Below are 14,828 nucleotides of genomic sequence, written 5' to 3'. Positions count from 1 at the left end.
ATGTTCAATATAAATGGCGATAGCCTGGCCGAGCGCACGTTTGACGCGATAGTAATAGGCTCGGGCATTAGTGGCGGCTGGGCCGCGAAGGAGTTTACCGAAAAGGGTTTTAAAACATTGGTTTTGGAGCGTGGCCGCGATGTGAAACACATTGTGGATTATCCCACCACTTTTAAAATGCCTTACGAGTTTGAGCACCGCGGCGAGGTGCCGTTGGCTATACAAAAAGAAAATCCGGTAGTAAGTCGCTGTTATGCTTTTAAGGAAGATGCCATGCACTTTTTTGTGAAGGACAAGGAGCATCCTTACGTGCAGGAAAAACCTTTCGACTGGATCCGCGGCTACCAGGTGGGTGGCAAATCATTACTATGGGCTCGCCAAACCCAGCGCTGGAGCGATTTCGATTTCCAGGGCCCGCAACGCGATGGCTTTGCCGTGGACTGGCCCATCCGCTACGCGGATATAGCCCCATGGTACAGCTACGTGGAAAAGTTTGCAGGTATAGCAGGCAACAAAGACGGTCTGCAGGAATTACCCGATGGTGATTTTTTACCCGGCTACCCGCTTAACGCGGTGGAAGATCATTTCAAAAAACACATCAGCAGTAAATACCAAAACAGGCACGTTATAAGCGCCCGGGCGGCGCACTTATCAAAACCGCAGCCTATACATGCGCAGCAGGGGCGTGGCCAGTGCCAAAACCGTACGCTATGCCAGCGTGGTTGTCCATTTGGTGGATACTTTAGCAGTAACTCGTCAACGTTGCCCTGGGCGGCTAAAACGGGCAATTTAACGCTGCGTCCGTTTTCGGTTGTAGAGTCGATTATTTATGACGAGCAGAAAGGTAAAGCTACCGGCGTTAGGGTGATTGATACCAATACTAAAGAAACCATTGAGTACTATGCCAAGGTGATGTTTGTAAACGCGGCGGCTTTAAATACCAATTTGCTGCTGTTAAACTCAACCTCAAAACGCTTTCCTAATGGTTTGGGTAATGATAGCGGTGTGTTGGGTAAATACGTGGCCTTCCACAATTACAGCGCCCGTATCTATGCAGATTTTGATGGCATGAAACAATACAAAACCGATGGCCGAAACCCGGCCGGCGGTGGTTATATGCCAAGGTTCCGTAACGTGTTTAAGCAGGAAACCAACTTTTTACGTGGCTACGCCGCGGGTTTCTCGGCCTACCGCGAATCGGGCAGCGACACATCCGGCATTGGTGCCGATCTGAAAGCAAGTTTGCTGCATCCTAAGGATGGTAGCTGGAAAGTAGGTTCGCACATGATGGGCGAAACCATCCCGAAGGAAAAAAGTACCGTAAGCCTGGATAAAAACCAGACAGACGCCTGGGGTATGCCGCTGCTCAAGATCAACATGGATTACGACGATAACGACGTAAAAATGAAGAAGGATTATTTTGAGCAGATGCAGGAAATGTTTACCAGCGCCGGCTTCACCAACATTAAACTTGCCGCTGCCAGCCAGGCACCGGGCCTTGATATCCACGAAATGGGCGGCGCACGCATGGGTAACGATCCAAAAACATCGGTACTTAACAAATGGAACCAGATGCACGATGTAAAAAACGTATTTGTAACCGACGGCGCCTGCATGACATCGACTTCCACCCAAAACCCTTCGTTAACCTATATGGCCTTCACCGCCCGCGCGGTTGATTATGCCGTGGGGCAGATGAAAAAAGGGGAGATTTAGTGGGGAGTCTTGAGTCAGGAGTTTAGAGTCTTGAACCTTGAGTTGGGACGGCCTTGCACTATAAAAAAGCCCCGGTAATTTGCCGGGGCTTTTTTATGCTTTATGCTTAGCTCTTCTTTTCCAGCACCAATACTACCTTGTTAAAATCAGACGAGGTATTGATCACTTTTATAAATGGTTCTATCTGGCTAAGCGGATAGAAAGTGTTCAAATAGTTTTCCTGGATATTGATGGTCAGCACATTTCCTTTAAGTTCATAGCCCGATGTAAAGCCCATGGTTTGTACACCATTTTCTTTATAGGTTTGATTAAGGTTAATGTCGTTCAGGTTTTTGACTACGTAACCTTCGGGAATAACCAACTCCAGCTTACGGTTTTGAACGTTGCCAAAATCCATGTTGACAGGCTCCTGTCTTGTTTTTTCCTGGTACATTTCTACCTGCTGGCCGATAGCCAGGCCTAGTTTAATCAAAATTTTGTTGCCGGCGCGTTCTACAAAATCAGTCGAACGGGTTTTGGTATGCAGGATAAATGGCTTATCGGTAGCCTCAAATTCTTTGTTCAAGGTTTCCGAAAACAGGATATGATCTGTGTTGGATAAGCGCTGAGCCATATCCTTTACAATCTCTTTCTTCTGGTCTTCGTTAGCGTAGTTAAATATGTTTTTATATACAGCGCCGCTATAACCGCCAAATAGTTGTTTGGCCTCGATGGTTAACGAGTCAAGCTCTTTGGTAAGCTCCATCCGCGATTCGATGTTACTGAATGATTTGGTATATTCTTCCAGCTCAACCGGTTTAACCTCGGCAATAGCGGTTACAAAAGTACCTATAGAGGTACCCTTCAGAAAAAGCCCGTTGGCAGCACCCCAAAGTGGGTATATCATCGGGTAACGATAATCTGCACGGGTTAAAGCAATGTATTTATTAAGGTTGGTAAAATAAACCAGCGGGTAGTCGCAGTTGTTCCAGTTTTCAAAATCTTTGTCAATAACAGATTTACTTCTATCAGCAGTTAACACATACTGAAACTTAACACCCAGGTTTTGAAAAATGGTGCCGTACAGGCGGGCTATACCAATCGTACCGGCAATTTTGTTTTGTAGTACACCATCAATAGTAGCCGCTGCTTCGTGGTTGGCTTCCTCGTTGTAGGTGTAGGTTTTTTTAATGTAATTCTCAACGGCTATTACTTTATTTACCTCGCCGTCAATTTTATCCCAGCCATTGGCTTTAATAAGGTCCTGTACTTTTTTTACTTCTTTTTCGCTAACAGAGGTATAGGTACCGTACACCCGTTTAGCCAATTCGTTCCAGGTAAACATGCGTTCGCGTGTCTGAGCGCCTTCGTTGTAGGATAGCTTATACTCCACGCGCTGAATGTTAACATCGCGGAAAGCATATTTCTCTTCTTCAAGGCCCGGTGTTTCGGTAAAAATACATTGGGTTATTTTTTTGTCGCCAACCAACGAGTCGGTAACTATCGGGGTACAGTTATAGCCTTTAATGTCAAATTTTAAATGCGCCGGTTTTATCAGCTGGAAAACGCTGCGCAACGCGGGGTAACCGCTTTGTATGTTTTCGCGCCCAAAAAAAGAGGTGGCCTTTTTAAAAGTGTAGTAATACTCTACATCGCAACCGGCACTAAGCCCGTCAAGGGCGAATATTTTATAGATTGATCCGTCCTGCTCTTTAACATCCTTAATATTGCTTTTATTCAATTCAATGATCTTGCCGGTTGGCAATATGGTGCGGGCCTTTACAGCCAATAGTTCTGAATTATCGCTAACGCCTAAATAAATTTTATTGAAAGTTTCAATACCGCGGTCGTCATTAATATGGATGATGCGATGCAGGGTATAATATACGCCAACTTCACTTTTACCTTCGGCGATGTATTCAACACGGCGCTTATCAAACACAATAACGGCCGATTCTTTTTGGTGATTGCCGGCCGGTTTGTATAGCGCAGGCTTTTCTGCCCAGTTTTCGGTTTCAATTTTGGCATTCTGGCTGTAAAGGTTGCCGGCTGATAGTAATAGCGCCAATGCGGCGACCAGGTGTTTTTTCATATTCAATAGTTATATTTTGCTTAGGCTTAGGGTTTCTTTATAAAGTGGGAAAAGGTTTTCAAGTACTTTGTTCCAGGGTTCAAACTGTTCTTGGGTAAGTAGCAGGTTTTCGTTGTCAAACTCCTGGGTTAAAATTACCCAGTCGCCTTTTTTTTCGTACTGTATGTTAAAGCCCCATACGTTGTTATTAAATTTTTTACCCTGCGGCATGTATGATATTTTATAACCCGCAGGTACTTTTAACAGGGTTACATATTTTTTGCTGAACTTAAAATTATACTCAATAGGCACTTTGCGGCGCGGATAATCAATTTGCCCGTTGGTATAAAACTTAAAAAGGTTTAGGTTAAGGTAATATTCGTCGCCCAGTTTTTTGGCATAATCGGCCAGGCTGAATGAGGCAGACAAGGTTAACTTGTCCGGGCTCTGTTTTTTAATATCGAAAGTATCCAGCAAAAACTTGTTCGAGCCACGACCAAATTCGTCTTTCATGCTTTCGAGCGCGCTTTTGCTGTTCATGTACATCAGCTTGGCGTAGGTGTTGGAGGCGTAGTAACCTTCGCGCAACTGTTTAATATGGCCCTTAATACCGGTTGGCGTAAGCTCCAGCCAGGTAGTATCAACCAGCATATTGTTGTTTTTTTCGATAACGGGGATATTGAGTACTTTATAGTCCTTCTCGTTTACCGCGATCATAGCTTCCTTGCCCTGTATGGCATATGACGGCGCGCCGAATATGCAGGTAGCATCTGTCCCGTCCAGGAAAATGAATTTGCCGTCGATTTCGGCAGTGCATATCATGTGGTTGCTAACCAGCGGTAGGGGCAGTTGGGTAAATTTGTAAGGCAGATCGCGGGTGCCCAGCCAGGTAAAATGGGCTTTTACACCCGCGCTTGTTAGCATCTGGGTAAGTATGCTGGCCATATCCTTACAATCGCCAAAGCGGCGGCTGCACACCAGGCCGGCATCGCGCGGCACAAAGCCTTCCATACCGTTTTCAAAGGCTACATATTTAATGTTGTGCTGCACCCAGCCATAAATGTTACGTGTTTTTGTTTCGGCAGATGTAACGTTAGCTGTAAGCGAGTCAACAATGTGTTTTAGCTCGGAGCTAATACTGCCGTTTATGTTTTTAATAAAGCTGTAATTAAGGCGATACAGGTCATCCAGGTTTGACAGGTAGGATACGTTTTCGCCCTTATCATTGCGGTAGTTTTCGATATTAAATATTACATGAGGCTCGTACCAGCTATAGTCGGGCGCATCCGGGTAGCTCCTGTCCGACGGGCTGTTTTTATATTGAAAGGTGTAAACTTTATCGCCCCGTGATTTTTCTACATTAACAGTTATTTTCGATGTATCAAGCCCTAATAAACGGTACTTAATATTTACATCTTTTGATACGGTTATTTTTAGTGTATTGGTAACAATTGGCAAATAGCTCTCAAAATAATAAGGCGAAAGCATATGCGGATTAGTATGCACGCGCGATACCTCCAGGTTACCCACCGCGCCCGGCCCCACCGCCGGAAAATTAAAGGTGGTGTACTTCACATCATCATAAAAAACAGAGGACTCTTTGTTTGATGCTTCCTTAAACTCGGTAACCTTTAGTTTTTTGTTGTCGGGCGTACGTGTATAAGCCTGGTAGGTTATCAACTTCTGAAAATCAGAATGCGAAAACCCGGATTCGCCCATGAAGGCTGTCGCATTGCTGGTTAAGTAAGCAATTTGCTGTGTTTCCTGGCTCTCCACATTAGGTTGCCCATTTTTTACGCCGATGCGGTACTCCATCATACGGTTAAACATCACCGCTTTTTCGTCGGGGAAGCTTTTGCGAAGTTCGTCAAAGGTTTGTGCCAGGGCGCCCGTACCGCCTAAAAACAGGCAGGCGGCAGTAAGTATCAGGTTGCGTTTATTTTTCATTCGTTATTGCTACGATCTTATCGTATTCATATTGCAGGGTTTTAACCAGCTTACCTTGCGCGTTGTAGAATTTTACAGGGCCATGGTTGTAGCCGCTTACATACATGGTTTCTTTTTTTAGGGTTCCGTCTTTATAAAACTCGCGGGCCAGGCCGTCAAGCTGGTCGTCAACATATAAAAGTTCCGATGCCAGTTTGCCGCTAGGGTAAAAATCCCTTGATGGCCCTTGCAGCAAGCCCGCTTTGGTTACGTCCGATACGCTGAGCTGCCCGTTGGTGTAGTATATCTTCAGTTCGCCCTCTTTGTTGCCATCGGCAAAGGTGCACTCGCGGGCCAGCTTGCCGTTAGGGAAGTAGGCTTGCATGTGGCCATTGGTAATATCAACAAAAGGTGTTGGTTTGCCGTCTTTGCCGGTATAGCTGTATGATTTTGCATCGCCATTGTCATACATCATTTGGTAGGCTAAAGTACCATCAGGATCATATTTGGTTAACAGGCCATTAAGCTCGTTTTCTTTATAGTCGGCTACGCGGTCCTTTGTTCCGTCGGGGTGATAATACGTGCGTTTATTGTTGCCAACATTATCATAAACAACATTGCAGAAAAGCGTGCCATCCTCGTTATAGGTTTTCCAGGTACCTGTTTTATCGCCGTTTTTATATTGTCCTTCGTTATGTTTTTGTCCGCCGTGATAATAGCTTACATAGGTACTATCAATAAGCCCGTTTTTGTAGAAGAAACTCGACTCGACAGACCCATCCACATAAAACGTTTTGTATGCGCCGTGGAAATTGCCTTTGCTGTAACCCGCCTGTTCCATCACCTGCCCTTTAGGGTAAAGCAACTTAAACGTGCCCGTCGCTTTAGGGAACTCATCAACGCCGATAATTTTGCCGCTTGGATCGTAGTGGGTAATTTTATCCAGCAGGCTATAATCATACTTGTACTCGGTATGCAACTTGCCATTGCCGTCAAATTCCTGTTTGTAGCCATGCAGCTCATCATAGTTGTAATACGCCGTACTGGTTACCTTACCACGAACATCATAAAACACCCAATCGCCTTGCTTTTGCCCGGCTACAACCCAGCCTTCAATTTCGGGTTGGCCGTTGGCATAATAGCTTTGGTAGTAGCCATCCTCTTCGTTATCGGTTGCGTTTATCTCTGATTTTTTGCGGCCGTTTAAGTGGTAAGTAGTGGTTAGGCCGGTTTGGCTGCCCTCTTTATAGTTCGCGATTTGGTTTACTTTCCCCGACGGGTAAAACAAAGTATCCACGCCGGTTAAATTGCCTTTCTTATCATGCCTGAAATGCGCTTTTTTAACACCATACATATACGATGTAACATCAATAAAATCACCTTTTAAAGCCGAGGCGCTTAGCTGCTTACCATCAGCACTTAAAAACTGGGTGTTTTTAATAACGCCGTTATCAAACGTGTATTTAGCATACAAAGCGCCATCCCTGGTATAATACTCGGCAGGGCCGTTTACTTTGCCCTTTACCATGGTGTAGCTGGTGCCCAGCTTGCCATTTTCATAGTATTCCTGGTGCAGGCCGTCTTCGTCTTTATTGCTGTAATTCCGTTTTTCTTTAAGTTTGCCGCTGTTGTAGTATGATTTCCACTCGCCGATAACAATATCATTAACGGCCTGCATTTCGGCAGAAAGAGCACCGTTTTCGTGGTATACCTTATAAGGGCCTTCCATTTTGCCATTAACATAATTGGCCGTGTTTTTTAGCTGACCGCTTTTATAGTATTCCTGCACCAGGCCGTTAACTACGCCGGCGGTGTAATGGTTAATGTTTTTTAAACTGCCATTGTTATAAAACAAGCGCTCCTCGCCATCTTTCTTTCCCGCTTTATAATTGGTAAGCGATTTTACATTACCGCCATAAAACCAAAAAGTAGTTAAACCCTCTGCATTGCCGTTAACATAATTCTCCCGGGTTGATTGGTTCCCATTGTCATAATACGAATTAAGCACCCCGTCAACTTCGCCGTTCTTATAGATCTCGACAGCTTTTACAATGCCCGAAGGATGATAAAACTTCCAGTTGCCTTCGCGTTTGCCGGTGGCGCTGTAATCGCCCTCGCTTTTTAAATTACCTGCCGGATATAAAAATTTCCAGTGGCCAACCAGTGTTTTACCATTATCAACCAGTTTACCCAGGCCCACCAAAGTGCCGTCATCATACATGTACTGCTGGCTTATGGTATCGCGACGGGGTTTCATCAATTCGCGGGTTGAGCGTAGCTGATTAAAATAAGTAGCGGCTTCGGTTTCAAAACCGTCCATCAGCTTTTTATTTTTCTTCACATAATTCTGTATCTCATCAACATTAACGCCCATAAACAGGTGGTTTATAAAAGGCTCGAAACGGCCGGTGGTAAATACCTGTTTGTAATAAGGCAAATAGTACTGGTTCCAAAAGTCGGCATCGCCCGGGTTGTATTCCAGTTTTTCAAACAATACCTGTATCTGGCGCGATATCTGGTCGTCAAGCGCTATAATGGGTTTGTACTGCTTGTCGAAAGCTATTTTCGATAGCAGAATCTCTTCGGCCATCTGGTAATCGCCCGTTGGCTGTATCGTACGCTTAGCTTTAAACTCCAATATCTCATCAGTACCTTTTGACATTTTGCTTAACAAGCCAATGGCCGATGAGGCAAACCTGCCCTGCGGAGTCATTAATAAATAGCCTACAGTACTTAGGTAGGCGGGGATTATTTTGCCCTGGTTTAAAGCGGCCAAACCCAGCTGGTAATGCGCGCTGTACATGTAAGGGTTGGTAAGTATGGTTTTTTTAAACAGCTCTTCGGCCTTATCATATTGCTTAAGGGTTGCGTAGGTTACCGCCTTGTTGTAATATAATAATGGCGAAGATGGAAATTTGGCTATCCCCTCATCAAACACTTTAAGCGCTTCTTCGCTTTGGCCCATGGTGTTAAGCGTGGTACCGTAAACATTATAAATATCGGGTTCGTACTCGCGTTGTTCTTTAAGCGCCAGTGCTTCGCGGCAATATTTTACCGCTTGCGTAAATTGGCTATCGGCCTGGCAGGTAAGTGCTTTTTCGTATAATACCCTAACGTAATTGGTATCGCTGCGGCTAACTTTATCATATAAAACCAATGCTTGTTTGTATTGGGTTGAATCGTGCAATACAGAGCCTTGTTTCAGAATTTCGCCGGAATTAATAAGCCCGCTTTTTTGGGCCGAAGAGATACCCGGAAGCGCAACTAAGGCCACGAGTAGAAATTTTATCAATTTCATAAATTATGTAAGGGTTTTGGTGCGGTTAAAGTAGTACATTTTTTAAAAAAAACAAGTCCTTTTATGGTAAAAAATCTGATGTATTAATTAAATTTTTTTATCGACAGGAGAGCTGATTTAACTTTTAAAAATTTATCGCACCCCATATTTTATTTAAGTTAACCTAAGTATATTTGATACAAACTCATCTCATCTACCATGATATTTGCCACCCAAACCTTTGGCCGCAAGCAATTAATTGCTGTAGGCGCAGCCTTGCTCATTTTGTTCGCGGGGATATTTTTCTTCCTATACAAAAAGCAGAAAAGCGATATAGATCCCGACTTTAACAAGTATGTAGAATCATACACCGCCGGGATGATCTCCAAAACCGGTACCATCCGCATACGCCTGGCGGGGGATGTACAAACCACCCATGCCCGGCATGAAGAGGTTAATGCCGATGTGTTTGATTTTTCGCCATCGGTAAAGGGCAAAGCCTATTGGGCCGACGAGCGCACTATTGAGTTTAAACCCGCCACTTATTTAACGCCCGATAAAAATTATAAGGTTGATTTTAACTTAGGTAAGATAACCGATGTGCCAGCCAAACTGAGCCATTTTAAGTTTGATATACAAACCCTAAAGCCCGACTTTACTGTTGATTTTGAGGGCCTGCAAAGTGCCACCAGCACATCGCTGGACAGGCTGAAATTAACCGGCGTGATACAAACCGCCGATAAGGAGGACAATGCCAAAGTAGAAAAAATGATAACGGCCAGTTATCCATCGCCCACAACTTTTACCTGGCAGCATAACCCGGCCGATAATAGTCATCGCTTTGTGGTGAACAATATTATCAGCACCAATAAAACTAACCAGCTATCAGTACAGTGGGATGGTAGTCCGCTAGGTATTGATCAAAAAGATAGCAAGTTATTTGAGGTTCCGCCGACAGGGGAATTTAAAGTGCTGGGCATCCGTGCTGTGCAGGATGATGAGCAGTATGTAGAAGTACGCTTTTCAAGGCCTGTGCTGGTGGGCCAGGATCTGAATGGTTTGATCGGTATTGACGGCATCAGCGACGCGGCCTTCACAATCGACGGCAGCGTGGTAAAAGTTTACGCCCCGGAGCGATTGGAAGGTAATCACCGCGCATTTGTAAACGAAGGTGTGCAGGATATTACCCGCGCCAAAATTACCCAGCCAAGCGAGGCTAACCTGTTTTTTGAGAACCGCCTGCCTGCGGTAAGTATCCCTGGCAAGGGCACTATACTACCCGGCAGCGGCAAACTACGCATGCCTTTCGAGGCTTCAAACCTGAACGCGGTGGATGTAGTGATCATTAAAATTTACCAAAACAACATACCGCAGTTTTTGCAGAATAACGCTTATGATGGCGAACAACAGTTGCGCCAGGTGGCCAAGCCCGTAGTGCGTACAACCATCAGGCTGGATAAAGATAAAACCCTCGATCTGCATAAAAAGAACCGCTTCCTGTTGGATATTGACCACCTGCTGCATGCCGAACCGGGCGCTATTTACCGCGTGGTGCTGGGCTTTAAGCACGAGTACTCGCTATACAGCTGCAAAGCCGGCGGTGCCAAGGTTGGCACGGCCGATGATGAGGGCGACGAAGGTTACGAAGAAGGGGAAGGTGATGGCGAATACTATGGCGACAATATTGATGAAGACGACGAGTTTTGGCAAAATTACCAACGCTATACTTTTGGCAGCTACAACTGGAAGGACCGCGACGACCCATGTACCGACTCGTACTACACCCGCGATAAATGGGCAAGCCGCAATATCCTGGCATCAAACATTGGCCTCATTGTTAAGCGTGGCAACGATAACAACATGCTGGTGGCGGTAACTAATATTTTGGATGCCGCGCCTATGAGCAATGTTACCCTGGAGCTGCTGGATTATCAGAAACAGGTAATGTTTAAAACACAGAGCGATGCTAATGGCTTCGCCAATTTTAGCCTGAAACGCAAACCGTACCTGCTGGTGGCCAAAAAAGGCAACGAGCGGGGCTATTTAAAACTTGATGATGGTAGTTCATTGCTGCTTTCCAAATTTGACGTAGGCGGCGAGCAGGTACAAAACGGCCTAAAAGGGTTCATCTACGGCGAGCGCGGCGTTTGGCGCCCCGGCGATTCGATATTTGTTTCGTTTATTTTAGAGGATAAACTGAATAACTTCCCGAAAGATCACCCGGTTACTTTTGAGTTTTATAACCCATCGGGCCAGTTATATAAACGCATTACGAAAACTAGTTCGGTTAATGGTTTTTATAGTTTCCATACGGCAACAAGCACCGGCTCGCCAACAGGTACCTGGCAGGCGCGCGTAAAAGCGGGCGGCGCGGTGTTTGAAAAAAGTATCAAGATAGAGACCATTATGCCTAACCGGCTGAAGCTGGACCTGTCCTTCGGCGGACAAACGGCTTTGACTAAGGGTAGCAGCAGGAATGGTACCTTGACAGCTAAATGGCTGTTTGGCGGGATAGCGCAAAATTTAAAAGCGAAGATAGATGCCTTCCTGTCGCAGCAAAGTACCCGCTTTAAGGGCTATGATGATTATGTATTTGACGACCCGACACTCATTTTCAAAACCCAAACACAAACGGTGTTTGATGGCCGCTTGAACGCATCCGGCGCAGCCGCTATAAATGCCAATATTAATGTGGATGGACAGGCCCCTGGTCAGCTACGCGCCAATTTCCTGGTAAAAGTTTTTGAGCCGGGCGGCAACTTCAGTATACAAACCAGCAGCATGCCTTACAATGTTTACCCGGGCTATGTGGGCATAAAAACGCCTGAGGGTAGCGCTTTTAGCGGCATGCTGGGCGTAAACCAAAACCATACGATAGACATTGCTGATGTGGATGTTGATGGCAAGGCCTTTGCGGGTACCCGCAATGTGGAGGTGGAGCTATATAAGATACAGTGGCGCTGGTGGTGGGATCAAACCGGCGACGAGTTGAGCAATTTCACCCAAAACCAATACAACAAACTGGTAAAAACCGAAACGGTACAGGTTAACAACGGCAAAGCCAAATGGAGTTTCCGCGTTAACCAGGACGATTGGGGCCGCTACCTGATCAAAGTGCGCGATCCGGAGACAGGCCACTCAACCGGTAAAATTGTGTACATGGATTGGGCTGAACGCCTGCAGGAGGGCAATTCGACAGAAGCTACCATGCTATCTTTCACATCCGACAAACAAAAATACAAAGTTGGCGAGGAAGCAACCTTAACCATCCCGACAGGTAATGACGGTCGTGCGCTGATCAGCTTTGAAAACGGCAGCAAGATCATTAAATCGGTTTGGATTGATACCCGCAAGGGCCAAACGCAATATAAGTTTAAGGTAGAAAGCAGCATGGCGCCAAACGTGTTTGTTAACGTTACGTTGCTGCAACACCACGCCCAGGCTGTTAACGATTTGCCGATACGCATGTATGGTGTGATACCGTTACAGGTGGACGACCCGGCAACGGTATTGAAACCGGTTATAACAATGGCCGATAAGATCAGGCCTGAAACACCTTCAACCATCACCGTATCCGAAGCCGGCGGCAATGAGATGACCTATACGGTGGCGTTGGTTGATGAGGGTTTGCTTGACCTGACCAATTACAAACTTCCCGACCCGCACAGTGTATTCTACGCCCGCGAGGCCCTCGGCGTAAAAACCTGGGACCTGTTTGATTATGTGATAGGAGCCTATGGCGGAGGCCTGGAAAGAATACTGGGTATAGGTGGCGATGAGTCGCTCAGCAACAATAAAAACGTATCGGTTAACCGCTTTAAACCGGTGGTGAAATTTATGGGGCCTTTCCGTTTGGGCAAAGGGCAAAAACAAACCCACAAGTTTACCCTGCCGCAATACATTGGCTCTATTAAAGCCATGGTAATAGCCGGGCAAAATGGTGCTTACGGCGCAGCCGAAAAAGCCGTGGCGGTTAAAAAACCTTTGATGATGCTGGCTACCCTGCCGCGTGTGCTGGGTCCGGGCGAAAAAGTGCAGCTACCGGTTACGGTTTTTGCTTTGGAAAATAACATCAAGACGGTGAGCGTGGAAGTACAATCGAACGCGTTTAGTAACCTGGCGGGAAGCAATAAGCAATCGCTAACGTTTACTGCGCCGGGCGATAAACTGGTTACGTTTGATCTGGCCGTGAAGAACTTCATCGGCATTGGGAAAGTAAAAGTTATAGCGCGCAGCGGAAATGAAACTGCGGCCTACGATGTGGAACTGAACGTGCGCAACCCTAACCCGCCGGTAACCAAAACCCTGATCAAAACCCTTAAACCGGGCGAAACATGGAACGCGCCTTACACCGCGCCGGGCATGGCAGGCACTAACAAGGCCACGCTGGAAGTTTCGGCTATACCGGCCTTAAACCTGGCCAAGCGACTAAGCTACCTGGTGCAATACCCGCATGGTTGCGTGGAGCAAACTACATCGGCCGCCTTCCCGCAATTGTTTATAGCGCAGCTGACAGATTTGACCGACAGGCAAAAAGCAGAATCAGAACGCAACATCAAAATGGCTATCAGCAGGCTTAACGGCTTCCAACTGCGCAACGGTGGCTTAAGCTACTGGCCGGGCTTTGGCGATGCCGACGAATGGGGCACCAATTACGCCGGTCACTTCATGCTATCCGCGCAAGCGAAAGGCTATAGCTTACCGGTCGGCTTTATTGATGCCTGGAAACGCTACCAAAAACAAAAGGCCCTTAACTGGGAGCCGGATAGCCGCAGTTTTTATGGGTCTGATCTGATCCAGGCTTACCGCCTATACTTATTGGCTTTGGCAAGGGTGCCGGAACTAGGTTCGATGAACCGCCTGAAAGAATTTAAATACATCAGCATAGAGGCCCGCTGGCGTTTAGCAGCCGCTTATAAACTGGCCGGGCAACCCGAGGTAGGTAACCAAATGGTAAACGGCTTGCCAACCACCATCAAACCTTACAACCAACTGTACGGTACCTATGGGTCAGATGTGCGTGATGAGGCGATGATTTTGGAAACGTTGACTTTGCTTGGCCAGCGTCAAAAAGCTTCTACAGTGTTGCAAAGTGTTGCCGCGCGTTTGGCTACGGATGATTGGTACAGTACGCAAACAACGGCTTACTCGTTGTTGGCCATTGCGCAGTATTGCGGGCAGAATAAGTCGGGCACTAAGTTGTTGTTTAATTACCAGGGTGGTGGTGCTAAGGGGGCTATCAACTCCAACTCTTACGTGTGGCAAAGCGCTTTAGCACCAAATGGCGGACAACTAGCCTTACAAAACAAAGGCGGCAACGTTTTATTTGTACGACTGATACAGCAGGGCCAACCTGCCCCGGGCCAGGAAACCGATGCGGTGAATCATCCGGAATCGTTGAAGATGTCGGTTAATTATATCACGCTAAAAGGCCAGCCGTTAGATATCAACAGCATAAAACAAGGCACCGATTTTGTGGCCCAGGTAACCATAAAAAATACAGGCCACATAGGCAGATATGATAATATGGCGCTAACGCAGATCTTCCCTTCAGGCTGGGAAATTTTGAACAGCCGGATGATAGGTGATGAAGTGTTTAAATCGTCGCCGTCGGATTATCGTGATATCCGCGATGATCGCGCTAATACTTATTTCAGCATTGAGCAGGGACATACGGCAACGTTCTACGTAATGCTGAACGCGGCTTACACCGGGCGCTATTACCTGCCTGCGGCTTATTGCGAGGCCATGTATAATGCATCTATAAACGCGCTGCAAAAGGGCCGTTGGGTTGATGTGGTGAAGTAGGATAGCATGCGGATAGGGAAGAGGGATATCGCCTGGCTAACAAGGCGACGT

5 protein-coding genes are annotated in these 14,828 nt (G+C 46.3%); 2 read left to right on the top strand and 3 right to left on the bottom strand.

The annotated features are described in order from the left end of the window. Complete coding sequence (locus AC59JT_RS15165; protein WP_497400407.1) at nt 1-1,716, top strand: GMC oxidoreductase; 1,716 nt, start codon at nt 1-3, stop codon at nt 1,714-1,716. 106 nt (nt 1,717-1,822) lie between these two features. On the opposite strand, the gene AC59JT_RS15160 is transcribed toward AC59JT_RS15165, so the two are convergent. The 3 genes from AC59JT_RS15160 to AC59JT_RS15150 are packed head-to-tail and all read right to left on the bottom strand — an operon-like array spanning nt 1,823 to nt 8,990. Beyond that, complete coding sequence (locus AC59JT_RS15160; protein WP_497400405.1) at nt 1,823-3,787, bottom strand: DUF3857 domain-containing protein; 1,965 nt, start codon at nt 3,785-3,787, stop codon at nt 1,823-1,825. A 9-nt stretch (nt 3,788-3,796) separates the two neighbouring features. After that, nucleotides 3,797-5,713 (bottom strand): DUF3857 domain-containing protein, encoded by a 1,917-nt coding sequence (locus AC59JT_RS15155; RefSeq protein WP_497400403.1) that lies wholly within the window; start codon nt 5,711-5,713, stop codon nt 3,797-3,799. Then, nucleotides 5,703-8,990 carry a tetratricopeptide repeat protein gene (locus AC59JT_RS15150; RefSeq protein WP_497400401.1) on the bottom strand — a complete coding sequence of 1,096 codons (3,288 nt, stop codon included), beginning with the start codon at nt 8,988-8,990 and terminating at the stop codon, nt 5,703-5,705. Before AC59JT_RS15150 ends, AC59JT_RS15155 begins: the two co-directional genes overlap by 11 nt. Before the next feature lie 198 nt (nt 8,991-9,188). Between AC59JT_RS15150 and AC59JT_RS15145 the strand changes: the two genes are divergently transcribed. Further along, nucleotides 9,189-14,777: an alpha-2-macroglobulin family protein gene (locus AC59JT_RS15145; RefSeq protein ID WP_497400399.1), complete on the top strand. Its 5,589-nt coding sequence runs from the start codon at nt 9,189-9,191 to the stop codon at nt 14,775-14,777. The last annotated feature ends 51 nt before the right edge of the window (nt 14,778-14,828 follow it).

The sequence above is a fragment of the Mucilaginibacter sp. A3364 genome, assembly GCF_059690715.1.
Note: the sequence above shows the minus strand (reverse complement) of the source record. Positions and strands in the feature narration are given on the sequence as shown.